General features: G+C 66.8%; 21 protein-coding genes and 1 tRNA gene. 12 read left to right on the forward strand and 10 right to left on the reverse strand.

Translation table 11 applies throughout. The annotated features are described in order from the left end of the window. Positions 1–198 precede the first annotated feature (198 nt). From ACTOQ3_RS41325 to ACTOQ3_RS41335, 3 genes are all read right to left on the reverse strand, one after another. Complete coding sequence (locus ACTOQ3_RS41325) at positions 199–1,044, reverse strand: peptidoglycan-binding domain-containing protein (protein WP_440089361.1); 846 nt, start codon at positions 1,042–1,044, stop codon at positions 199–201. Between the two features lie 590 nt (positions 1,045–1,634). Continuing rightward, entirely contained in the window at positions 1,635–2,855 is a 1,221-nt protein-coding gene (locus ACTOQ3_RS41330; RefSeq protein ID WP_440089363.1) for a cellulose binding domain-containing protein, read from the reverse strand. A gap of 536 nt (positions 2,856–3,391) precedes the next feature. Then, positions 3,392–4,339 (reverse strand): PaaX family transcriptional regulator, encoded by a 948-nt coding sequence (locus ACTOQ3_RS41335; protein WP_440089364.1) that lies wholly within the window; start codon positions 4,337–4,339, stop codon positions 3,392–3,394. Positions 4,340–4,950: 611 nt separating this feature from the next. On the opposite strand from ACTOQ3_RS41335, the gene ACTOQ3_RS41340 reads away from it, so the two are divergent. From ACTOQ3_RS41340 to ACTOQ3_RS41365, 6 genes are all read left to right on the forward strand, one after another. Further along, positions 4,951–5,262 carry a hypothetical protein gene (locus tag ACTOQ3_RS41340; RefSeq protein ID WP_440089366.1) on the forward strand — a complete coding sequence of 104 codons (312 nt, stop codon included), beginning with the start codon at positions 4,951–4,953 and terminating at the stop codon, positions 5,260–5,262. A 474-nt stretch (positions 5,263–5,736) separates the two neighbouring features. After that, the gene (locus ACTOQ3_RS41345; protein ID WP_440089367.1) at positions 5,737–6,693 is read left to right on the forward strand and encodes a hypothetical protein; all 957 of its coding nucleotides are present in this window, start codon (positions 5,737–5,739) and stop codon (positions 6,691–6,693) included. A gap of 339 nt (positions 6,694–7,032) precedes the next feature. Continuing rightward, positions 7,033–7,497, forward strand: a complete 465-nt coding sequence (locus ACTOQ3_RS41350) for a M48 family metalloprotease (protein WP_440089368.1) — start codon at positions 7,033–7,035, stop codon at positions 7,495–7,497. Between the two features lie 389 nt (positions 7,498–7,886). Next, positions 7,887–8,420: an RNA polymerase sigma factor gene (locus ACTOQ3_RS41355; RefSeq protein ID WP_440089370.1), complete on the forward strand. Its 534-nt coding sequence runs from the start codon at positions 7,887–7,889 to the stop codon at positions 8,418–8,420. A 2-nt stretch (positions 8,421–8,422) separates the two neighbouring features. After that, positions 8,423–9,586, forward strand: a complete 1,164-nt coding sequence (locus ACTOQ3_RS41360; protein WP_440089423.1) for a CU044_5270 family protein — start codon at positions 8,423–8,425, stop codon at positions 9,584–9,586. Between the two features lie 648 nt (positions 9,587–10,234). Then, positions 10,235–10,519: a DUF3027 domain-containing protein gene (locus ACTOQ3_RS41365; protein ID WP_440089371.1), complete on the forward strand. Its 285-nt coding sequence runs from the start codon at positions 10,235–10,237 to the stop codon at positions 10,517–10,519. Between the two features lie 111 nt (positions 10,520–10,630). Here the strand turns inward: ACTOQ3_RS41365 and ACTOQ3_RS41370 are convergent, their stop codons facing one another. Next, on the reverse strand, positions 10,631–11,026 hold the full coding sequence (locus ACTOQ3_RS41370; RefSeq protein WP_440089372.1) for an SCO4402 family protein: 396 nt from the start codon (positions 11,024–11,026) through the stop codon (positions 10,631–10,633). Between the two features lie 39 nt (positions 11,027–11,065). Further along, positions 11,066–11,353 carry a hypothetical protein gene (locus ACTOQ3_RS41375; RefSeq protein ID WP_440089374.1) on the reverse strand — a complete coding sequence of 96 codons (288 nt, stop codon included), beginning with the start codon at positions 11,351–11,353 and terminating at the stop codon, positions 11,066–11,068. A gap of 633 nt (positions 11,354–11,986) precedes the next feature. Here ACTOQ3_RS41375 and ACTOQ3_RS41380 point away from each other — a divergent pair. From ACTOQ3_RS41380 to ACTOQ3_RS41395, 4 genes are all read left to right on the forward strand, one after another. Next, the gene (locus ACTOQ3_RS41380) at positions 11,987–12,304 is read left to right on the forward strand and encodes a tyrosine-type recombinase/integrase (protein WP_440089375.1); all 318 of its coding nucleotides are present in this window, start codon (positions 11,987–11,989) and stop codon (positions 12,302–12,304) included. A 284-nt stretch (positions 12,305–12,588) separates the two neighbouring features. Next, the gene (locus ACTOQ3_RS41385) at positions 12,589–13,044 is read left to right on the forward strand and encodes a hypothetical protein (RefSeq protein WP_440089377.1); all 456 of its coding nucleotides are present in this window, start codon (positions 12,589–12,591) and stop codon (positions 13,042–13,044) included. A gap of 182 nt (positions 13,045–13,226) precedes the next feature. Continuing rightward, on the forward strand, positions 13,227–13,985 hold the full coding sequence (locus tag ACTOQ3_RS41390) for an HAD hydrolase-like protein (protein ID WP_440089379.1): 759 nt from the start codon (positions 13,227–13,229) through the stop codon (positions 13,983–13,985). Between the two features lie 404 nt (positions 13,986–14,389). Then, a complete protein-coding gene (locus ACTOQ3_RS41395) occupies positions 14,390–15,442 on the forward strand; it encodes a hypothetical protein (protein WP_440089380.1) in 1,053 nt (350 codons plus the stop codon). A gap of 357 nt (positions 15,443–15,799) precedes the next feature. Here ACTOQ3_RS41395 and ACTOQ3_RS41400 read toward each other — a convergent pair whose 3' ends face one another. From ACTOQ3_RS41400 to ACTOQ3_RS41415, 4 genes are all read right to left on the reverse strand, one after another. After that, on the reverse strand, positions 15,800–16,849 hold the full coding sequence (locus ACTOQ3_RS41400; protein WP_440089424.1) for a beta family protein: 1,050 nt from the start codon (positions 16,847–16,849) through the stop codon (positions 15,800–15,802). 623 nt (positions 16,850–17,472) lie between these two features. Next, entirely contained in the window at positions 17,473–17,859 is a 387-nt protein-coding gene (locus ACTOQ3_RS41405; protein ID WP_440089382.1) for a hypothetical protein, read from the reverse strand. 155 nt (positions 17,860–18,014) lie between these two features. Next, a tRNA-Arg gene (locus tag ACTOQ3_RS41410) sits at positions 18,015–18,087 on the reverse strand. Continuing rightward, the gene (locus ACTOQ3_RS41415; RefSeq protein WP_440089384.1) at positions 18,078–18,473 is read right to left on the reverse strand and encodes a helix-turn-helix domain-containing protein; all 396 of its coding nucleotides are present in this window, start codon (positions 18,471–18,473) and stop codon (positions 18,078–18,080) included. Before ACTOQ3_RS41415 ends, ACTOQ3_RS41410 begins: the two co-directional genes overlap by 10 nt. A 221-nt stretch (positions 18,474–18,694) precedes the next feature. On the opposite strand from ACTOQ3_RS41415, the gene ACTOQ3_RS41420 reads away from it, so the two are divergent. Together ACTOQ3_RS41420 and ACTOQ3_RS41425 are read left to right on the forward strand one after the other, a co-directional pair. Beyond that, entirely contained in the window at positions 18,695–19,825 is a 1,131-nt protein-coding gene (locus tag ACTOQ3_RS41420; protein WP_440089386.1) for a sensor histidine kinase, read from the forward strand. Positions 19,826–19,916: 91 nt separating this feature from the next. After that, complete coding sequence (locus ACTOQ3_RS41425; protein WP_440089388.1) at positions 19,917–20,552, forward strand: response regulator; 636 nt, start codon at positions 19,917–19,919, stop codon at positions 20,550–20,552. Between the two features lie 147 nt (positions 20,553–20,699). On the opposite strand, the gene ACTOQ3_RS41430 is transcribed toward ACTOQ3_RS41425, so the two are convergent. Next, entirely contained in the window at positions 20,700–21,164 is a 465-nt protein-coding gene (locus ACTOQ3_RS41430; RefSeq protein WP_440089390.1) for a MaoC family dehydratase, read from the reverse strand. Position 21,165 lies beyond the last annotated feature (1 nt).

A 21,165-nucleotide genomic window follows, 5' to 3' on the forward strand; every position in this document is an offset into this window, starting at 1 on the left:
GTTGCTGTTGAAGTAGTAGCAGAACTCACCGCTCTCGCACACGCCGTTACGACCCGCCGCCGAAGCGGGCGCCGCGGTGACGAATGCCGTCCCGCCGAGCGCCATCATGGCGGTCGCCGCGGCGAGGATCCTGGTGAAAGTTCTCATGCTGTTCTCCTTGTGTCTGCTTCTGCCTGCGGAGCCTGGGGTTCGGACGAGTCAGCGACGCCGGTACTCCTCCCAGGTGCGGATGGCCACCTTCGGGCCGTCGTCCGGGCCACGGCCGGCGAGCCCGTTCAGGCCGAGGTAGTAGTCACCGACCTGGCGCTGGGCCTGGCCGGAGAGTCCGGTGTCGCTGATGGCGACGGCGTGGACGTGCCACGGCCAGTCGGCTTGATCGGGGCTACGCACCCATGCCGCGAAACCGACACGTCGCAACGCGCGGACGACCGCGGTGCGGGTGGCGGAACTCATCCCCTTGACCGAGATGTCGACGACGCCGCCGCCGTCGTGGGTGCCCGCGGACGTGGGGTCGCCGCCGGGGTTGTACGAACCCTGATCCAGCGTGAAGTCGCGGCCGAGCAGCCGCTTCGCCTCGGCCAGCATGCTTCGCGTGCGGGTGTTGACGACGAAACCGTCGGTGGACACCCGTGTGCCCGGGTCGATGACGTGGGTGACCCTGAAGCGGCCGGCTCCGAGCCTGGTGAGCGACGCCTTGCCCGGCAGGCCGTTGGCGGCGAGACCGGTGAAGCCGAGCGACTTCTGGTACTTCGCGAAGGCGGTGACCGTGGTGGTGCCGAAGTAGCCGTCCACCCACTTCGCGTCGAGCAGGCGCCGGTCGCGCAGCGCCCGCTCGACGAGGAGCACGCCGGCCTTGGCGCCCGGGGTCAGCGTCTCGTCAGGCCGCCGCGGGTCGATCTGGGCCGCCTTGACGGTGGCTTCCATGTTCACGCTCGGAAGGGCCCCGGCGTCGGCCGCCTGCGCCGCCGACATCCCGGACACTCCGGTCAGCGAAGCGAGCAGGGCGGCCGCCACGAGGGCAGCGGCGCGTGGAGGCAGCTTCATCGTTACTCCTGGTCTCAGGCGCTGGGGGCGATCCCTGTGCGGCCGAATCCAAGGTTTCGGTTTGCTCGCGTGTCCACAAGAAGATCTTGTTGTCAGCCTGTCCGACAGGCTTCCCGTACAGGCGTGCGCGCCATCTGACAGGTGATTCGACGGCGAATGAGACGCACAGCCCGCGACCGCGCAGGTTCTGGCCGGCGCGAGAACCTGCCCGAGCTTCGCGACGGTGTGATGGAACGTGACAGGACCGGTCGTACGTCATCCGCGTCGAGGACCCGGAGACCGCTGAGGGCAAGCCCGGGCGGGTGAGCGGCTTCGCCACGGAAGACGAGGCGAAAGCGGCCCGCGACGAGGCGCGCGTCAGCGCTCAGCGTGGTGAGTACGTCAACTCACGATCGAGGGATCGGCGGGCGCGATGCCCGCGTTCCCTTCGCCTGCTCCGGCCTTGGGCCGGGCCGTGCTGTTCTGTGCTGCACCATCATCAGTGGCTTGTAAGGATGCACCCGATGAACTTCCCGCAGGTGCTCGGACACGGCTGCTCTCGCGGTGGGTCGGCCTGGCCCCCGGCGGGTCCTGCCCAGGGCGGGCCGGAATCAGCCGGCGGTGCAGGTGACGGTGGCTCCGGTGCCGGTTCCGTTGCCCTGGAACCCGAAGTTGGTGCTCTGTCCGGCCGCCAGCCGCCCGTTGTAGCTCTGGTTGGCGACGGTCACGGTGCCGCTGGTGCCGGAGCTGACGCCGTTCCACAGGGAGGTGATCGTGGCTCCGCCGGGCAGGGTGAGGGCGACCCTCCAGCCGTTGATCGCGGCGCCGCCCGCGGTGACGTTGACGGCGGCGACGAACCCGCCGGCCCATTGGTCCTGCACCGAGTAGGTCGCCGAGCAGCCCTGGGTGCCGGGGCTGGGTGTCGGGGACGGGGACGGGGACGGGGACGGGCTGACGGTGGGTGACGGGGAGGGGGAGGGGGTGCCGCTGTCGAGCGTGAGGTTCTTCTGCTGGATCTGCCACTGGGTGCCGCACAGGCCGCAGTTGGGGCCGACGAAGTTGGCACCGGCCGTCGTGTCGCCCTTCAGCCGCCACTTGAGGTACAGCACCGCCACGCGGCCGAACTCGCCGCCGTTGGGCTGGCCGTAGGTGCCGCCGTGCCCGACGTTCAGATTGCCCATGAACGCGGGCAGCCCCGCGGGCAACTTGCCCCAGTCGTCGATGGCGTTCGGGTAGGCGATGTCACTGGGCCCGCCGATGAAGTAGGCGATCGGCTTCGTCAGCCGCCTGAGCTGGTAGTCGTCGGAGTCGTTCAACAACCCGCTGCTGAAAATGGTGGTCGTGGTGATACGTGGGTCGTTGGAGACGGCGTAGGCCTCCAGCCCCCCGCAGGAGAAGCCCCCTGCGGCGATCCTGCCGGTGTCGAGCCTGCCGTAGTACTTGCCGCCCTGGCGGCTGTTCTCCGCGACCGCCCAGTCGATGGACTGGGTGAGCATCTGGGACGTCGTCGAGCCGGAGCCGTTCGGGCTGCCGCTGGCGATGGCCAGGAATCCGTGCGAGGCGATCTCGCGGAGGAAGTTCAGCTGCGACGTCCCGTTGGCGGAGCAGCCTCCGTTGCCCCATACGAAAACGGGAAGTTTCTCGGACGGGAGGGTTTCTGGCCGGTAGATGGTGTGATTGGGCAGGCCGGTCGAGGTCTCGTAACCAGCCGGATAGGGACCCGAGTTGAGGGCCGCCGCGGCGCTCGGCGTCATGGTGAGCGCCGCTGTTCCGGCACCGACCGTGGCGACCACGGCCGCCACTACCGCGCTGATGATCGAGCGTTTTCTCATTTCGCCCTCCAAGGGTGTCAAGACAGCGCTCTACGTCCGATGTGGCATGCGCGGCGCACGCCGGCAGAGCCCGACAGCGGCACTACCACTCCCACCGCGGCCAGGCCGGCCGGCGCCGACCGAATCTGAAGATCGGTGTGGCGGACCATCGACGACAAGTCGCGCTCGTGTCGGGCGGAACGAGCCGACGAGAGCAACGTGCAGTTACTATCACTGCGGTGATAAAAAGTGTCAAGCAAGCGCACTCGGTCGGTTGAGCGGTACGCGCGCGAACCGGAAACGCCCCTGAGGCATTCGGCCCCGGGCGTGGGCCGGCCGATCACGCGAACCCTCGGGACGGCGCCACCAGTCCCCTGCCCGGCGATGGGAGGACGCGCCGGCGCAGGCGGCTCCAGCGCAGGTCACAACACCTGACCGGCCTGACGCTCCGGCGGGATCCCGGCGGCCGGCGGCCGGTCGAGAAGCCGGTGCGCCGCAGCCGTCGCGAAACGCGCCCTGGCGACCGGGCAGTCGTCCGAGTGAATGAAAGTTTCTTTTCAGCCGTCCCCGCCGGCCGGGGCCGATACGGAGTTCTCCGATGCCTCGAAGTGGGTGATCCAGGACGCGGCGTCCGGCCAGTACGGTGTCGCGACCCGGATGAGCCGCGCCTCGGCGAGCGAGCCGAGAGCGGAATGGATCTCCAGCATCAGGTCCCTGGCAGCCTTGCGGGGCCACGGTGCCGGCAGGAGGTGCTCGGGGAGGTTCGGGTCGATGTCAGGGAACTTCCGCCAGGAATCCATGACGGAGGTCCGTGCCACCAGCGCCCGGGTCGCGTCGACCTCCCCGTTGCGGACGGCCACCCGCAGGTCCGAGTACCGCGCGATGAAAGCCTCGTAGGCCGAGGCGAGGCCGGCCAGATCGTAGGCGGCGGCCGGACCGTGCGGGCCGGTCTCCTCGTCGAAACGGGCGTGCATCACCGACCATCGGCTGCCGTCGACGGCGTTCAGGATGTCGTGCAGCGCCTGAGCCACCGGACCGGAGTCGGATCCGGGCCGGATCCACACGCTGTCGTACAGCCGCGCGAAACCCAGCGACCCCAGAGCCTTGCGGACCGCGTGCCGTGGGGCCTGGCCGGACTGGGGGATCGAGAAGGAGACGGTCACCCAGTCGCCGGTCCACCGCGGCGGGCGTGCGCCGAAGCTCAGAAAGTGATCCATCCGGGAGCGGTGCCTGGCGATCGCCTGAGGCGTGAGGTGGTACACAGGCGGCCGCCTGGGTCCCCGCACGGCGATCAGGCCACGCTTGGTCAGCCGGGACAACGCGGCCCGCGCGCTGGACTCGCTGATGCCGAACTCCCTGAGCATCGCGACCACCGCCACCGACGGAAGGTCGGCATCCGAGGAGTCGAGGTACTCGCCGAGCAAGGTCGTCAGCAGGTGCTGCGGGTTGGGACCGGCCTGTGCCCGCGGGGCTCCGACGTCGTCCGAAGACACATGGACACTCACGTCATCAGCTTGCCTCACGACAACGCCCTTGCCGAACGGCTCCGGGCCCGTGCCGTCGCCCTGGAGTTCCTCCCGGCGAACTCGAGGCCCCTTTCGTGATCAGCCCCAGTACGGCGGGACGCAAGGAGGCCGTCCGTCCCGGCATAGCGGCGTCGGCCCGTGCGCGCGATACGAAGCGTCGGGGTAGCCCAGCGTCTGCCGCGGCGCATTCGACGGCCCGGTGATCAGCCCACGACGTGGCACCCCATGGCGCCTGACCTGGTGGCTGGTGATCGCCGTGGTTGTTTTTGGTGATGCGGTCCCTGCGCCGGCAGATCGGCCGCGCTGCTCGGTGAGCCGGGGCGAGGAACGAACCCCGGATCGTCGATCGCCACCGACCGCGGCGGACATCGGCCACCCGTGGCGATCACAGGGCTGTGTGAAAGCGGCGGCGCGGCCGAAGGCCGGCGGACTCACGCCCTGGTCGGGCGGTGGATACAGGCCGGGGGCGTGTGACCGTGTAAGAGGGTGTCGCTGTACGTCCCCTCCGTGGACGCAACCGGGACGGGTTCACTTCATCGGTTGCCCACCTTCCGGTAGAGCCGGAATGCCTACGTCGGTCAGTCCGCTGGGTGCGGCTCGACATGGTGATTCAGGTAGGGGTACCGGCCGGCGCCATGATCGACGACGGTGCTGCATCGGTACCGGATATCGTCGTCGCCCGGCTCGGCCACGCCGGCCCGTCCACCATGCTTCGCGTTCACGCCCACGTGGTTCGAACGGCGGAAGCCTCCGTGGCCGACGTCTTCGCGGATGCCGGTGGCGAGCAGGAGAAACGCCCTGTTGGCGAGGGTGTTGGCAAGAAGGCCCCTGATGGCGTAATGCCTGTTCAGGGGGCTTCTTGCATATGTGCGTCCGGAGGACTCGAAACCCCGACCGTATGATCCGCGGGGAAAGGCAGATGCCTCGTCAGCGGCGTCTCGCCCTGCTCAGATGGTGGTTACGGGCCGGTGGAGGGTGATCCTGCAAGGCGGTGCCGCCGTATCGACCGCTGTACGGCCCTCCCTCATGAGCTGTGACGTGATCTCTCGCTCAGCGCTCATCACACGCGGGAACTCCCTCGTCCGGGCCCCTCCGTGGCAAGTGTTCCGCGCCGCGTTCAGGGCCGGGCCGCCCGCTCCGGCGTTCGGACCGCGCACAGGCCGGTCGCCCTCCTCATGCCGACGCCGGCGGTCGGCCCGCACCGCCGCGGAAAGCGACCTCCCGTTCAGCCGACGGCCATCCGCTACCCTCGCTCAAATTGATCGTTTCCGGGAGAGGACGCCGTGACGCAAGAGCCCGGATCAGAAGCGCGATCACCAATGGCGGCGGTGCTGCGCTTCGGTGCGGTTCTGGCGGTGTCAGGGCCGGTGATCCTGATGACGTTCGGAGCCGGCAGGCAGAGCGTCGGCTGGTTCTGTTCCGCGACGGATTCCGCCCCCTACCCGGCGGGGGGTCCTTACGCGCTGGTGAGCGTGCCGGGAGAGTTGCTGTTCTGGGGTGTTCTCCTGCTGCCGGTCGTCGTGGCGGGTCTTCTCCTGCGCGGGTCACGTCGGGCCACGCTCACGGCGGTCGCCGCGGTCGGCGCTGTGCTCGCGTTCGGACTCTTCATCGCGTTTCTCCTGCCGGGCCCCGACCCGTGCACCGGGCAGGAGCGTATGGCCGTACCGCCCTGGCCCTTGATCGTCTGCTATTCGGTGGTCGCGGGGGCGCTGCTCCTGGCGGCCCGGTCACCACTGCACCGCAGACCGCCGCCCCCAAGATGGCACGAGACCATCATGTGGACGGGAGCCGTCGGCGCCGCGGCGTGGGCGGCGGCATTCCACCGCTTCCCGGTCACGTTCGGCAGTTTTCTCACGGTCGTCTACACCGACGCCGAGGCTCCGGAGTCGTTCTGGAACGACCTCGCATGGTGGTCCGGTTGTGCCGACATGATCGGCCTGCCGGTCGTTCTCGTCGCGTTGGCGGCAACCGCGAGAGCGGCGGCCTCCGCCCGATGGGAGCGACCGGCCGGCACCGCGGTCGCGGCGGTTCTCCTCCTCTTCCCGCTCCTCGACGTCGTGGAGTACGTCCGCTGGTACGGCGAGGACATCCAGATACCTCTCGTCGATTCGGTGCGGTGGCATCTGCTTCTCGCGGCCGTCCTCGTCGCGTCGGCCGTCTGGAGCCCCCGGCAGCGGATCTCCTGGGCCGGAACCGTTCGCCTGGCGCGGCACATGATCCGCGGACAATCGAAGGACGTGATTCCCGGACGGGCGAAGAACGTCGCCGTCGCGGTCGTGATCGCGGCCACCGCCGTCTGGCTGGTCGTCTCGTCTTTCACCCCGACACGGTAGGAGGAGCACAACGAGACAGATTTCACACGACACGGAGCAACATCTACGCCGGAGCACTCAGTCACGAGTGAACGACGCTACCCAGGTCGGCGAGTTCGCGGCCTGGTCGGACAGTAGAAGCGGACTGATGGGATGTGATCGGGTAAGGCGGTGTCGCCGTACAAGCTGCCGTACATCGTTCAGCGTGACCGATCAACGGCGGCGGCTCGTATGCCGATCTTTCTTCGCCGGCGGAGGCGATGGACACAGACACCGTTGATCGGCTACGCATGCTGATGCGCGCTCTCACAGCGCGCAGATCTTGATCCCCACCTGCCCGTCACCGTCGGTGACCTGCATGTGGCGGCGACGATCGACGTCAAGTGGGCCTGGCCTCGCCCAACCGCGACAATCGTCGTCGACCGGACCACAGCCGAACAGTGGCCACAGGATGCGCCGGCCGGCCTGATCGCCCACCAACTCGGCTACATCGCGCTGGGACACATCAGTTTCGAGGTGTACGTCTTGAGAGCCGCTCGGCACATCTTGCCGGTAGCCGCCGCGGTGATAGCCATATGGGGACTGATCGAGTTCACGATGCTGCCGGTGCTGCTCCCTGTCGGCGCCGGCCTGCTGTTGGCCTACCAGGCCGTACTGTGGATCTTGCGTCGCCGGGTGTACGCGTCCGATCGGTTCGCGGTCGACCTGGTGGGCGCCGCTCCGGCGCGGGCCATTCTGCGTCTGCTACGTGGAGGCGGCATTAGCAAGATCAGACTTATCGCCCAGCGATTTCCACGAAAGATCCCGTGGCGGCGGTTCTACTGATTTTTCGCGAACTCCACTCGCGTACCGTAGGTCGCGCGACCATGGCTGATCGCCGTATGGCGTCTGAGGAACAGGCCGTGGTGCCGGCCATGCCGGCGCAGGACTTCCCCGGAAGCGAGGATGTCAACGCCGTTCGAAATGCGATCACGCTTGTGAAGGGGCGCGGTAAGAGGCGTCTCGCGGCGTGGAGATCATGAGCGGATGACCGTGTCGACTGTCTGCTCTGTCGTTCGTCGCCATACACGCCTACTTTGCGGCTGGTGGCACGGACCTGAGTCGAAGGCCCTGACGGCGTCCTCAGAAGATCACCGAGAACTTGTCGGCGACCGGTAATGCTTCCGATATTCCGGACATGGACGGGTGACCGATGATCCATGTGAGGAGGCCGGATGGGATTCGATCCCCACGGCCGGTTCGTGCAGATATACGAACATGCCTATCGCCCCATACTCGGGTACGTCCTGCGCCGGTGCCAGGATCCCGACGACGCAGCCGACGTGGTGGCCGAGACGTTCGTCATCGCGTGGCGGCGGATCAACGAGATCCCGCCGGGGGACGAGGCCAGGCTCTGGCTGTACGGCGTGGCCCGCAAGGCTCTCGCCAACCACCGCCGCGGCGAACGGCGGCATGAGCGGCGCACCGCCGCGCTGCGCGAGCAGATCACCGCTTCTCCGGCGCTGGCCGGGCCGCCACCGGCCGAGTACACGCAGCTCGGCCGGGTCTTCAAAAGTCTGAACGACGATGACAGGGAGCTGCTGTCGCTGGTCGCCTGGGAGAAGCTCGACACCGAGCAGGTGGCCCGCACACTCGGTATCACCCGCAACGCCGTACGTGTCCGGCTGCACCGCGCACGCAAGCGGTTCGCGCGCGCCCTGGACGGCGCGGGGATCGACCTTCCGCTCTTCGAGAGGACCGCACTGTGAACATGGATGATCTCGCCAGGGTGCGCGACGACGACCTGAGCGGCGAGCCGGCCGGGCAGGCGTCTGGAGCGGGGGCCCAGGCGCTGCTGGCCTCGATCATGTCGGAGCCGCCAGGGCAGGGCCACAGGCCACGCGCCACGTGGCTGCGCGGGCCGATACCGTGGCTGGCATCGGCGGCGAGTGTGGTCGCCACGGTTCTGGTGGTCACCATGGTGACGGCGCCGGATGAGCAACGGCCGGCCCCTTCGCCGGCGGCCTCGACCAGCGCGCAACCGTCGGCCCGCCAGATGCTGCTGTCCGCCGCCGCCGCCGTCACCGCCACGAAGGCACCCGTGTCGGGGACGTACTGGCGTACCGGCACGGTTTCCGGCATGGACGCGATCTCCCCGGACCGCGGCTACGTCATCAGACGGCTCTCCTCTAAGGACCAGTGGCTGGCGCGCAGGCCCGGGGCGCAGAGTTGGTGGATCACGCAATTCCTCGGCGCGAAGCCACTCACCCCTGAGGACCAGGCCGCCTGGCGGAAGGCGGGTTCGCCGACCCGGTGGAAGTACCCGATGGACATGAGCGGATACGTCGGAGCCTCCTCGTCGGAGGTGGTGCGAGCCGAGGCGGAGGAGAAGACGGCCACACGATTGCGCGGCAAGTGGAAGGGCTCGGGCGGGGATCTGGCCAAGGAGCTCCTCACCTGGGAGGAGCTCCGCCGCGTTCCGAGCGGCGAGCGGGAACTGCGCGCCTACCTCGAGCAGCGCCTCACCTCCCAGACCAAGGCCGACTACGGGCAGGACCCGCGATCGCTGGAGGCGGCCCTGCGGGAACTCTGCATACAGGTCGTCTTCGGTCTGCCCGTCTCACCCGCCGTCCGCGCCTCCGCCTACCGCATCCTGGCCACCATGCCCACATTGGAGTCCCTGGGCAGGACGAAGGATCCGCTGGGCCGCACGGGCGAGGCATTCGGCTATCAAGTGACTCCCCGATTCGGGCAGAAGAGCGCCATCCAGGTCGCGTGGGTGATCGACCCCGCGACGGGCCTGCCGCTCACGCGCCTGACGACGACCACGGTCGAGCTCGCCGGCGGCCGTATCGCGAAGACCACCAGCTTCACGGCCTACCAGCGGGTGGGCTGGACCGATGCCGAGCCGCCGCTGCCCGCCAAGCGCAGTTGACTCCCTCCGTTCCCGGCCCAGGCCCGATGCGCAGCACAGGGCCTGGGCTCGCACCCTGGCGATGGAAAGGTGATCACCCGCCAAGTCGCCGCCATCGCGTCCTGAACGGACCTCCGCTCAAGTCCGTGTCACCAGCCGCGAAGTAGGCGCGACGGCATCGGACTCGCTGATCCGAAAATCGGACAGTGCGTGGGCGGGCGGCAGCGAACTGTTAACAAGAAGCTCGAACGACCAAGAAACCAAGAAAGCCCCTGATGGCGTAATTCCTGTTCAGGGGTCTTCTCGCATGTGTGCGGCCGGAGGTACTCGAAATCCCAACCTTCTGATCCGTAGGTTCCCAAACAAGGTCCAAAGTGTTCAGATCAGTTCGCCACGCAGGTCACGAACGAGCCGTCTGTTCACGTCAGTCCATCTCGGTCCGGGATCGTACGGCCCGATGGCTCCCAAGTTGGCTCCCAGGGTTGGAGCGTCGACGGTTTTACGGCGCGTCCCTGTTTACGATGCCTCATAGGCTGCGAACTGCAACAACATGCTTTCTGGTAGGCCGTTCGGCGGTGGCCATCCCGCGTATATCCCGTACCCTGTTGATCGAGCTCAGGCCCCGCAAGCCGGGGCTGACGGTCTCGGACTTAGACGGAGGCACCGTGAATGGCCACTGGTGAGCCTTGGACGGGTAACGATCGAGATCACAACGATCAGTGCCATTCGCGATGGGGTGCGTCGTTGAATCGCTCCACCGCCCAGCCTGAGTACCTGGAGGAGTGGTACTACGCCCAGTGCGGAGGATGCAGTTTCTGGATCGCGTTGAGCGGTCAGCTCGGCTTGGACTACGGCGCCTGCACCAACCCCGCCTCGTCGTTTGACGGGCGGGTGCGTTTCGAGCACGACGGCTGCGTGCGGTTCGTCGGCCGCGAGGACGGCTCGTTCGGGTAGCAACCCCAGCCAAGCGGCATGAAGCTGGATCACTACGTCGCGCGGATTCTCATCAGTGGTCGCTCCAGCTGACTGACGCTCCTATGTGCAAGGGCACTGCGCGGAGTTTCGTCACGAGCCGTGTTTGTCGGAGGACAAGGCCAGGTAGGCGGCGCCAGCCGAGTTTAGGACGTTGATCCACTCAGGATGGTCGAGATAGGCGTTGTCCGGAGCGGCAGGGCCGAGGTCATCGAGTACGTGCAAGAGGGCGTCGACCACCGTCTGCACGAGCTCGGCTTCTCGTTGATCAAAGAAGAGATGGGGGATCAGTGTCCGCGCGCCGTGTTGGTCGGTGAAGGTGTCGTCGATGAGCCAGTGCACGGTCGCGGTGAGGTCCGGCCGTCCTTTCCCGGATCGCCAGTGTTGGTCCTGATAGTCGCGGTCACTCAGGGCTCGTAGTGCCTCGAGTACGTCCTTGCGTCGCTCTGGCCAATGCGCGCGCTGTTTGCCCAGATGTTCTTCCTCCACAGGTGCCAAGCTAGTGCTCGGGGCTGAAACGTAGGCTGTTTAGTTCTTGGCGGAGCGCGTCGCGTTGATCGACTCGGTCATCTCGTCCAAGGTAAAGAGCGTCTTGGACGGGCCGCTCATGGTCCAGCCGTGCTCACCAGGCTCCCAGAAGATCTCAACCTCGGTTCCCTCGTGGGGGTCACCGCCCTTGGTCACGTCTTGTGTGGTCGTGACGTTGAGATTCTCGACGCGAAGGGACCAGTTGTCCCCATCGTGGACATCGATCACGACGGGAGTCTCGTCCGGAAGTCCTTCGAGGTAGTTAGAAAGCGCGCGCACGGTGAGCATGAATGCAGAATGACACGGTGCTGCTGTTCTGCGCACCGCCAACCCTGCCTGATCATGCCGTCGCTGTCAGCACTTGCCAGCAGTCATCGGGCAGAACCTCCACCTGGAGTGGAACACCGCCTACCGCTTCATGGCTCGATAACGCTTGAGGAGAACCGTGATCCTGCCGTAGTCACGGGCGCCGTTCAATTCGGTAAGCATGTCATCGGGGCATAACTCATAGAGGTCGCCCCACCAGCGACGCACCTTGTTGTCCCAGATCCGGTAGCCGCCGGGAACGCCTCTGGCGACGTAGCGCCTCCTGCCCATTGTTCACCATCCTGCAATCAGCCAGTCCAGGGGTCAAGCTCGGCGATCACCCACGCTGCTCGGTGAGCCAAGGTGAGGCACGAACCCTGGATCGTCGATCGCCCCAAGCACGTACGGCGGCCGGCCACGCCGTGGCGATCGTAAGGGCTGCATCTGTATGGCGGCGCGGCAACCCCGCCCGGAGCGATCGGTCAGTACGGCGCGGCAGGCGTGCGGTGCCCGGCCCGGTGTCCCGCCGCCGTCCGGGACCGGCCCCCAGGCCGCCCGCCCGGACGGCGGCGGGCGGAGGGCCGGGGGTACGGCGGCGCGGCGCGCCGCCGCTTGATGCTCGGCAACCTGTCCGACCCCGACACCTTCTCTCACCTATTCTCGAAATTGACGCAGAAGGCCGGCCTCGGTCACTGGCACCCGCACGAGCTGAGGCACTCCGGGGCCTCGCTCATGCTCGCCCAGGGCACACCGCTGCACGTCGTCTCCGACGTCCTCGGACACGCCAGCATCGAGATCACCAAGGATGTCTACGGGCATCTGACGGAGGGGGACAAGCGGGCGGCGTCGGCGGCGATCTCCGGGGCTCTGCTGAGCAGGCCCACGTCTTTGGCTCCCAAGTTGGCTCCCACAGACACCGAAGAGACCGGCTGAGCGACACAACGAAAAAGACCCCTGATGGCGTAACGCCTGTTCAGAGGCCTTCTTGCATGTGTGCGGCCGGAGGTACTCGAAACCCCAACCTTCTGATCCGTAGCCAGTTTGAGAACGTCCACCGACGTCCACAGGTGTCAGAAAAGGCTGCTCAGAGACGCCTCACACTTGATCGCCTTCCATAGATGTCCACCCGCGTCCAGGGACGGTGTTAGCACTTTCGTTAGCAGGATCAAGCGCATCGCAAAGGAGCGTTGTCGGACCCGATCGCTACTCTCCCGCGCATGGCAGTCCCCGAGATCATCCCCATCAGCTACGAACCCGACTACCGCACCGACACCATCGGCCTCTGGGAGGGCGGGCAATTCCTCGGCTCCGTCATCGCCGCCTTCCCCGACGGCTGCACCATCACCGATGACTGGCCCGCGCACCAGCGTTGGCACGCTGTCCTGCACACCTTCGACGCCGCCGGCCACCACCTCGACTCCCGCATCGAGCGCGCCGGAACCGACGACCACCACCGAACAGCCATCAACGCCGCGCAAGAGCGGTTGAAGCAGTGGCTCGCCATGCTCCCCGGCCTTCGCTTCGGCAACATCGCCATCCGCCCCTTCCGGCGAGAATTCAACGGCGTGCTGTTCGGCCTCGTCATCGAGACCTTCGAAGGCACCGAGCATGCCGAGCTCTACCCGGACAACCTCGGCTTCTACGAACCCTGGGACGGCTTATACGACACCTGAGCAGCTGACCCGAAGGGCAAGCAAGCGCCTCGTCCGAGGAGCCTTCCCGATCCGGTGGCTGCCACGGACCGGCGACATGTGATCATGTAAGGCGGTGTCGCTGCATACACCCGCCGAACGCGCCTCGGGCTGTACGGCACCGCATAGGATCGGCCACGATGCCATAAGTAGGAGGATTCCGGTTGACGAGCACGAGGGTACGCCCCCATGTCGCCCTCGTCCTGGGACGGACCCGCGCCGCGCTGTTAGCCTTCGACGGCACGATCTGTGACCTCTTCGCCGGCGTGGACACCGAGGCGATCGCCGAAAGGATTCGTGACCGGCTCTTCGCCCAAGGGCACAGGATGTCGCTCTTTACCTCCATCGAGGCCGACCCGCTGCGGATGCTGAGATACGCCCACCACGTCAGCCGGGCCTACGGCACCGAAGCCGAGGAAATCGTCCGGGACGCCGAGATGGCAGCGGCTCTGACGGCCGTACCCACCCCGGGAGCACGCGAGGCGCTGCAGGCCTGCCAGGCCGGCGGCAGACGCGTCGCCGTGGTGGGGGACACCTGCTCCGCCGCCATGGAGACCTACCTTGAGACACACGACCTACGGCACCTGGTGGGACCGGTCATCGGACGCGAGGAGCACCGGCCTTCGTCGAAGGAGCCGATCGGCCTGGCCCTCGCACGGCAGGTGGTGAAAGCACTGGGCGCGAACCCATCCGAGTGCACGGTGGTCAGCCAGTCCATTGAGGGAATGTACGCGGCGTCAAAGGCCGGCATCCAGGCGATCGGCGTGGTCGGCAAATACGGCAACCGCAAGCATCTCGCCGGCATCGGTGGTATCGATGGTATCGGCGGCTCAGTCGTCGTCTCCTCACTGTCTCAACTGGCTGGTGCGCTCACAGCTGTCCCCATCGCAGACGCCTTTGAGGCATCACCTGAGCGGCTCTAGCCACCGGCACGTCCATACGAGGCCGAAAACCATCCCCGCAACGTCATGGGCACTGGCCTGCTGAGCAGTCATCGCAAAACCACAAGACCCCTTCATTACGAGTCAACGGCACGTCCCAGGTTGGTGGCCTTACGTCCTGGTCAGACGGTAGATACGGGTCGGTGGCGTGTGGTCGTGTGAGGCGGTGTTGCTGTACGGGGCTGCTGTACAGCGCTCCTCTCCACGCTGCGACATGGCCACTCGATCACCGCTCGTGTAAGGCGGTGTTGCTGTATCGGCTGCTGTACGGCATTCCTCATCCCTCGTGAGGTGCGGCGTGGCCTTTCGCCGAATCGGCGTCGAGCGATTCCCCCAAGACCGGCTCTGAGCCAAGATGATCCGAGCACCGTGACATGGGAGGGCGCATGATCGTGTTCACGTGTGCGGGCTGTGACGCCTCGCTGACCTTGCCCGTGTCGCAGGTCGCGCTCCCCGCCCACGCCCATCGGAAGTACGGCCACGAACTCCTTCCTGTTCTCATGGAGCCTGGGACCTACGCGGTGGATCCGGAACCCTTCGGACCGCCGTGGCGGCGGTGGGAGGAGATCGGCGCGGAGGAGGCAGAGGCGCGCGGTGTGTACGCGCCGGTCTTCGCCCTGTCGTACGGGCCGCCGGGAGCGGTCGCGGTCGCACTGGGCGACGTCCGCGGGACCGTTCTGATTCCGGAGCGATGCGACGGCCGCTGCTGTGGTCTGGACAGCAGGAACGGCCCCAACCTGGCGTGCGCGCAGTGCGGTCGTGCCGTGGCCACCCTCATCGACGACTGCGGGCACTGGCAGGTGGTGTGGCTGGACCCACGCGCCGTACGTTCCCTCAACGTCGACGCGTCCGCTCACCGAGTGCTCAGCTGGGAGGAACTGCGAGAGCAGCCGGACAGACCGCCGGTTGATCCGATCGGGGCATGGAGCCCGGTGTGGGAGGCGGCGGTCTCGGTGGCGCTGGCCCACCTACTGGCCGCGTCGGGCGGTGCGCGGGTCGTGGTTCCCGACGGCCCTGTCGCCGACGCGTTCCGTCCGGCGCTCGACGCCCTGCTCCCGGCCGGGCCGCCGACGAGGAGCCTGGCCCTGGCCGGGCCGGGACTGCCCGCCACGGTCACGGACATCGCCTTGGTTCCACGGCACCCGCAGACTGGAGAGACATGGTCGACCGGCACGAAGGCGGCGGTGCCACTGGCTGCCGATGTGTGGGCGTACATGGCCTTCAGCCGAAATCGGCGGCTCCACCCCGCATCGGGCGGGCTACCCGACGGCGTCTACTGCGATGACCCACCACCACCGCCGCCTCGCAGCCCGTTCCGGCTCGACCGGGAAATGTTCCTCCACGCGCTGGCACGACTGCCGGAGGTTCGCGAGCCATGGCTGCGTACGGTTCACGACGACGTACAGGACCGCCGATGCAACCTCCCGTTCTGGTGGTAGGAAGACGCGCTCATGGCCGACGTCCCGGTCTGTTGCCGACGGCCCTTGGTAACGTCCAGCGGAATGGCGTGTGAGTTGATCTCCGCGTGATCCTGTTTCTGAGCTTCCCCCGCAGGACGAACACCTCGTCTGAGCCGAGGGCACTGACGGCGTCCTCAGCAAATCACCGAAACTTGTCGGCGACCGGCAATGCTTCCGATGTTCCGGGCATGGACGGGTGACCGATGACCCACGTGAGAAGGCGGATGGGATCCGATCCCCACGGCCGGTTCGTGGCCCTGCTGACGATCGGTGTCATCAGAAGTGGGCGGTAACTGTGCCCTCGCGTTCCGATATCACGCCTGCATGCCACCGCAGCTATCGGACATTCGAGTTGGCAGCGGCACTCTGCGTCACATACGCAGGCTCCAGTAAAGCCACAATGACCGCCAGATGGTGGGACATCGAGTACGCCTTCCACTGGGCACCAGATCCCGGACCGATGTCCTCGCGTGCGGCTAAGTCGATCCGCTGGTCTCCCCAGGAGAAGGTGGGGCCTTCGAGCGGCCAGTCACGGGATTTCAGCAGATCCCGACAGAGACGGTAAAACGAATGGTGTCTGCCGCTTGGATCCTTCGGCTGTCGATAGAAACGCCACTTCTCGGCCACGGTGTAGCGGAGGTTGGGATCGGGGCGCAATCCCTCCGACGGCGGGCCGGGGTGATCGACTCCATAGTCACCATAGTGGATTCCAGGCCAGCGCTGACAGATGTGAGTCCACAGCTCCGCCTCTAGCCTAGGGATTGACATAACTCTCTGGCGCGGAGTGTTAGCGAAGAAATCGGGCGCCGGGAACGAGCCGGCCGCGATGGTCACTGAGCACCAAGGATGGTCCTGCAGATGCCGCACAGGCCCAGATAGACGGGCGACCGTGTCACGAACGTCCTGGATGAATCCACAGTCAAGCACGACGTCGGCCCGCTCAACAGGTAGCCCCAGGGCATCGAGCTGCTCAAGGAGAATGCGCGAATCGCTGAGGTTATACACATAGGGCTCATTCACGCGAAGACATACGCCTATGTGATGGGCTCCCACTATGTGTCTCACTCCTTCGAGACTACGCGGATCGTCTTCGGGATAGACGACAGGCCGAAAGGAGAAGTTAAAAGCTCCAAGTTCTGCGTCAAGGAGATTCAGAGCCTCCATCGGGGCTGACCCCCCGAAACGTACTGCCAGAGGTGCCGCATCAAACGCAAGAACCAGATCGTGCAGGCCATATGTTTTTATCTGTTTTGCAATTCTCTTCACAGTGGTTTTGATATCGCCGTCGCCGTCTCGTGGTACGACCTCGACAATTGGACGGATGTTACGCCTGACCAGGTCGCTCGCATTTTCCAGCGCCTGCAAGTTGGGCGAGCGACCTTTCATGATCGGCACGTATACCGCCATAACTCGGTTCTCCGAAGGGGTTGGCGAACCTGTCTCCGGCGCAGCGGCCCTGTACCATAGGCGGCCACCTCGCCCGGTCATTTCTGACGATGAGGCCAGCCAGTAGAACCGTCAATGTCCACGACGACATACTTCGCAATCGCGCACTACTAGAGATGCTCGTGAGACTAGATTGGCGACAGAATACTGCTAAGTGCATAAAAATAGGAAAACCGTTCTGACATAAAGAATCGACCCGACACTATGTTCCCGCACCCGAGAACGGCTCCCTACGGGGCACTCAGCATCCCTATTTACAGCGGCTGGCCGACATCGGCGAGACCCGCAGTTGCCGGGCCACCTCGGCCTGCGACGTTCCCTGCGCGAACACCTCCGCCGCCCGCAGGCGCACCGCCTCACGTCGCACTCTGTCTTTGGCGGTCAATCCACCGCCCTCCGGATACCTCGTAACTCCGGCACACCGAACGCGAGGTCATCCAACGGTCATGAATCACCATTGATGATCTAATTCCCGAGCTTCAACTTCAGTAGGTCCACACGGACCGACCGAAGAAAGCCTTCCAGGATGCTCCGGGGAGGCTTTCGTCGTGAGTCTCGCGGACTCACCACTCGGGAAGTTCGTGAGCGTCGGGATAGAGCACGATGATCTTCTCCAACAGCTCAGGGCCGCCTGTCTGCACATCCCAATGACCGCTGTCGAACGCCCGGATCCTCACCTGCGGTTCCGACGAACTGTCGGCATAGCCCACCAGCTCCCCATCGATGAGCTGGCCTTCCCCGCTGAACAGGTCGATGAGACGACTCGTGGTCACCAGTGAGTTCGCCCTGGCCTCGGTGATCGCTTCGATCTCCGGAGAGACGAGCCAGTCGATGATCAATCGCCAGCGATGCCCCTCGATCAAGGTACCGAGGGAAGCGAGGACCTCCGCCAGGCCGACGTAGTGGCCTCCTTGCCAAGCCGCGAACGAGAGGACACGGATCCCGGTCACGTGCTTCACCCTCCCCTGCGGCGGACGCCTCTCACGCGGAGCAGACCCAGGACACTCGATCAGTGGCGGCCGTCAAACCCCGTTGCTGTATTTCGCTGCTGTACGGGTACGAAAAAGGCCCTCCGGGATCATCCCGGAGGGCCTTTGACCTGCTGTGCGGCCGGAGGTACTCGAAACCCCAACCTTCTGATCCGTAGTCAGATGCTCTATCCATTGAGCTACGGCCGCTCGCTGCGTAAGCAAGCATAGCGGGTTTTGGGCGATGCCTCGAACCGGTTAAACGATCGCCCTCCGATCCGCGCGTCGACGCCGGGTTCCTCGGTGGGGACGGGGATCCGGGCAGGGTGCCGAAGAGGCCGTACCTCGGCGGGCGGGAGGATCGAGGTGAGGACGCCGGGGAAACGGATCTCCATCTCGGCGAGCCGGAGCTCGTGGCGGCGGAAGCCGCCTTCCGGGGTGACGCGGAGGAGGCCGGCCTCGCGGAGGGCTTTCAGGTGGTGGGAGAGGGTCGGCATGCTCACTGGGACGTCGAACCGGCCACAGACCACGCCTCCGGCCTCGGCGGGCCGGCGGACGGCCGAGAGGCGCACCTCGTCGGCGAGGGCGTTGAGCATGCCGGGGAGTGTGACGGAGGCCACGCATTGGGATCGCCGGTGACCCCGGCCTTGATCCCGGCGTCAACGGCTCTTCTCGGGAGATTCCGCAGTACCCCTACCGCGCCCGGGGCATCGTCGGCGCTGATGAGGTGCCGATGGGCCGGATACATCCTTGTGTGTACGGGTGACCCGTCCCGAGCCGGACCCGCGGGCCTCATCGGGGTGATGAGATGGGAGGCATGAGACGAGACGACGCGCTGTGGGCCGTGGCGTGCTTCGTCAGCGGTCTCCTCCTGCTCGCCGCGGGCGCCTACCAGCACCGATGGGCCTCCGCTCCGCTGTTCGCCGGACCGCTGGCGATCGCGTGCGCAGGGGTCGCGGTACGGCGGAGCAGGCCGCTGCTCTCGCTGGGACTGGGGGTCGCGGCCTTCCTCGGCGACTTCGCGATGGGCCCGTCCCTGGGCACGGTGCTGATCATCACGGACAACCTCTACGCGGGGGTCAGGTACGGTCCGCGGGCGCTGGGCCGGTGGATGCTCGGCATCACCTCGGTGATCGCCGTCGTGGCGGGCGTGATCGCGGGGGCCCTCTTCAGGCACTGGTCGGCCGCCGCCATCTTCCTCGTCCAGGGCGGCCTGGTCGGGGTGACCCCCGTCTTCACCGCCATGCTCACGAGGCAGCTGCAGGACCAGGCGCTGTCCGAGCGCGCGAGGGCCGAGCAGGTGGCGCGACTGGCGGAGCTGGACCGGGCGGCGGCGGTGCAGGCAGAGCGGACCCGGATGGCGCGGGAGCTGCACGACATGATCGCCAACCACTTCAGTGCGATCGCCATCCAGTCCACCGCCGTCCTCTCCCGCAGGGACCTGGACGCGCGAGCCGTACGGGAGGTGCTGGCGTCCATCAGGGAGAACAGCGTCGAGGGCATGGGAGAGATGCGCGCCATGATCGGGTTGCTCCGGCAGGACGGCGAGGAGCCGGAGGCGACCAGGCGGCGGTTGACCGAGGCCGGAGAGCTGGCCGAGCGGGCACGGGAGGCGGGACTCGACGTCCGGATGCGCGTGGACGGCGAGGCAAGGGAACTGCCCGCCTCGGTCGACCTGGCCGGTTACCGGATCGTCCAGGAGTCGCTGACCAACGCGCTCAAGCACGGCGGCAAGGCCGCCGACGTGGTGATCGGCTACCGGCCGGGGCTGGTCACGTTGACCGTGGACAACCCGATCGACGGCGCGGGGCGGGGGCTTCCCGGCGCGGGTGCGGGGATCATCGGCATGCGGGAGCGTACGGCCCTCGTCGACGGGGTCTTCGAGGCCGGGCCGTACGACGACGGCTGGCGCGTCCGCGCCGAGCTGCCCACCCGGGAGATCGCATGACCACCCGGCCGCCCAGCGGGAGATCGCATGACGACCCGACCACTCGGCCGGGGGATCGCGTGACCACCCGAACGCCCGCCCGGGAGATCGCATGACCATCCGAGTCCTCGTCGCCGACGACCACGCGGCGGTCCGTGCCGGGATCGTCCTCATCCTCGACGGCCACGAGGACGTCGAGGTCGTCGGCCAGGCGGCCAACGGGGAGCAGGCCGTCGAGATGGCCCTCGATCTCCGTCCCGATGTGGTCCTGATGGACATCCGGATGCCGAAGCTCGACGGGATCTCCGCGACGCGCGAGCTGAGCGGGATCACCGACGTGCTGATCCTGACCACGTTCGACCTCGACGAGTACGTCTTCGGGGCGCTGCGGGCCGGAGCCGCCGGGTTCCTGCTCAAGAACACCGACGCCGACGCCCTGGTGGACGCGGTGCGGGTGGTGGCCAGGGGCGAGGGGCTCATCGCGCCCGCGGTCACCCGGCGGCTGATCTCCGCCTTCGGCGCGTCGGTGCCCGAGCGCAGGTCGTACGAGGTCGGCGGTCTCACCCCGCGCGAGCGCGAGGTACTGGCCTGCATCGGGCGAGGCCTGTCGAACGCGGAGATCTCCGCGGAGCTGGACATGGCGGAGGCGACGACGAAGACCCATGTCAGCCGGTTGCTGAACAAGCTGGGTCTTCGCAGTCGCGTTCAGGCCGCGATCCTGGCCCAGGAGCTCTCCGCCGAGAAGTGATCCGTCCTGGCCCACGGGCACTCCACTGGAAAGTGACGCGGTCTGGCCGGGAACCCTCCGCCGAGAGGTGACGCGGCCTGGCCAGGAGCTCTCCGCGAAAACCTGGTCAGGAACCCTCCGCGGAAAGGTGATCCGGGAGAGCCCGGGTCAGGAACCCTCCGCCGGGACGTACAGGGAGAGGGTCTCCGCGACACAGGCCGGTTTCCTCCCGTCCTCGATCTCCACGGTCATGCGCACGTTCGACAGGTAACCCGAGGGGGTGCCCTTGAGGTCGACGAGCTCGGCCCCGGCGCGGATCCGCGCGCCGACCGGGACCGGCGCGGGGAATCGGACCTTGTTGAGCCCGTAGTTGATGCCCATGGCCAGGCCGCCCACCTGGATGAGTTCCGACATCAGGGAGGGCAGCAACGACAGGCTCAGGTACCCGTGGGCGATGGTGGCGCCGAACGGCCCCTGCTTCGCCCGTTCCACGTCCACGTGTATCCACTGGTGGTCGCCGGTCGCGTCGGCGAACAGGTTGACCTGCTCCTGGGTGATCTCGCGCCACTCGGTGTAGCCGAAATGTTCCCCGACGGCGGCCTTGAACTCGGTGATGTTGGCGAAAGTTCTCATG

This window comes from Streptosporangium sp. LJ11 (genome assembly GCF_051918945.1).
Lineage (GTDB): Bacteria > Actinomycetota > Actinomycetes > Streptosporangiales > Streptosporangiaceae > Streptosporangium.

Bases quoted from the DNA above. Each gene is read 5' to 3' on its own strand.
- ACTOQ3_RS41325 (WP_440089361.1), bottom strand. From the start codon at position 1,044: ATGAAGCTGCCTCCACGCGCCGCTGCCCTCGTGGCGGCCGCCCTGCTC.
- ACTOQ3_RS41330 (WP_440089363.1), bottom strand. From the start codon at position 2,855: ATGAGAAAACGCTCGATCATCAGCGCGGTAGTGGCGGCCGTGGTCGCC.
- ACTOQ3_RS41345 (WP_440089367.1), top strand. From the start codon at position 5,737: ATGACGTTCGGAGCCGGCAGGCAGAGCGTCGGCTGGTTCTGTTCCGCG.
- ACTOQ3_RS41355 (WP_440089370.1), top strand. From the start codon at position 7,887: ATGGGATTCGATCCCCACGGCCGGTTCGTGCAGATATACGAACATGCC.
- ACTOQ3_RS41360 (WP_440089423.1), top strand. From the start codon at position 8,423: ATGGATGATCTCGCCAGGGTGCGCGACGACGACCTGAGCGGCGAGCCG.
- ACTOQ3_RS41365 (WP_440089371.1), top strand. From the start codon at position 10,235: ATGGCCACTGGTGAGCCTTGGACGGGTAACGATCGAGATCACAACGAT.
- ACTOQ3_RS41375 (WP_440089374.1), bottom strand. From the start codon at position 11,353: ATGCTCACCGTGCGCGCGCTTTCTAACTACCTCGAAGGACTTCCGGAC.
- ACTOQ3_RS41380 (WP_440089375.1), top strand. From the start codon at position 11,987: ATGCTCGGCAACCTGTCCGACCCCGACACCTTCTCTCACCTATTCTCG.
- ACTOQ3_RS41385 (WP_440089377.1), top strand. From the start codon at position 12,589: ATGGCAGTCCCCGAGATCATCCCCATCAGCTACGAACCCGACTACCGC.
- ACTOQ3_RS41395 (WP_440089380.1), top strand. From the start codon at position 14,390: ATGATCGTGTTCACGTGTGCGGGCTGTGACGCCTCGCTGACCTTGCCC.
- ACTOQ3_RS41400 (WP_440089424.1), bottom strand. From the start codon at position 16,849: ATGAAAGGTCGCTCGCCCAACTTGCAGGCGCTGGAAAATGCGAGCGAC.
- ACTOQ3_RS41415 (WP_440089384.1), bottom strand. From the start codon at position 18,473: ATGCTCAACGCCCTCGCCGACGAGGTGCGCCTCTCGGCCGTCCGCCGG.
- ACTOQ3_RS41420 (WP_440089386.1), top strand. From the start codon at position 18,695: ATGAGACGAGACGACGCGCTGTGGGCCGTGGCGTGCTTCGTCAGCGGT.
- ACTOQ3_RS41425 (WP_440089388.1), top strand. From the start codon at position 19,917: ATGACCATCCGAGTCCTCGTCGCCGACGACCACGCGGCGGTCCGTGCC.
- ACTOQ3_RS41430 (WP_440089390.1), bottom strand. From the start codon at position 21,164: ATGAGAACTTTCGCCAACATCACCGAGTTCAAGGCCGCCGTCGGGGAA.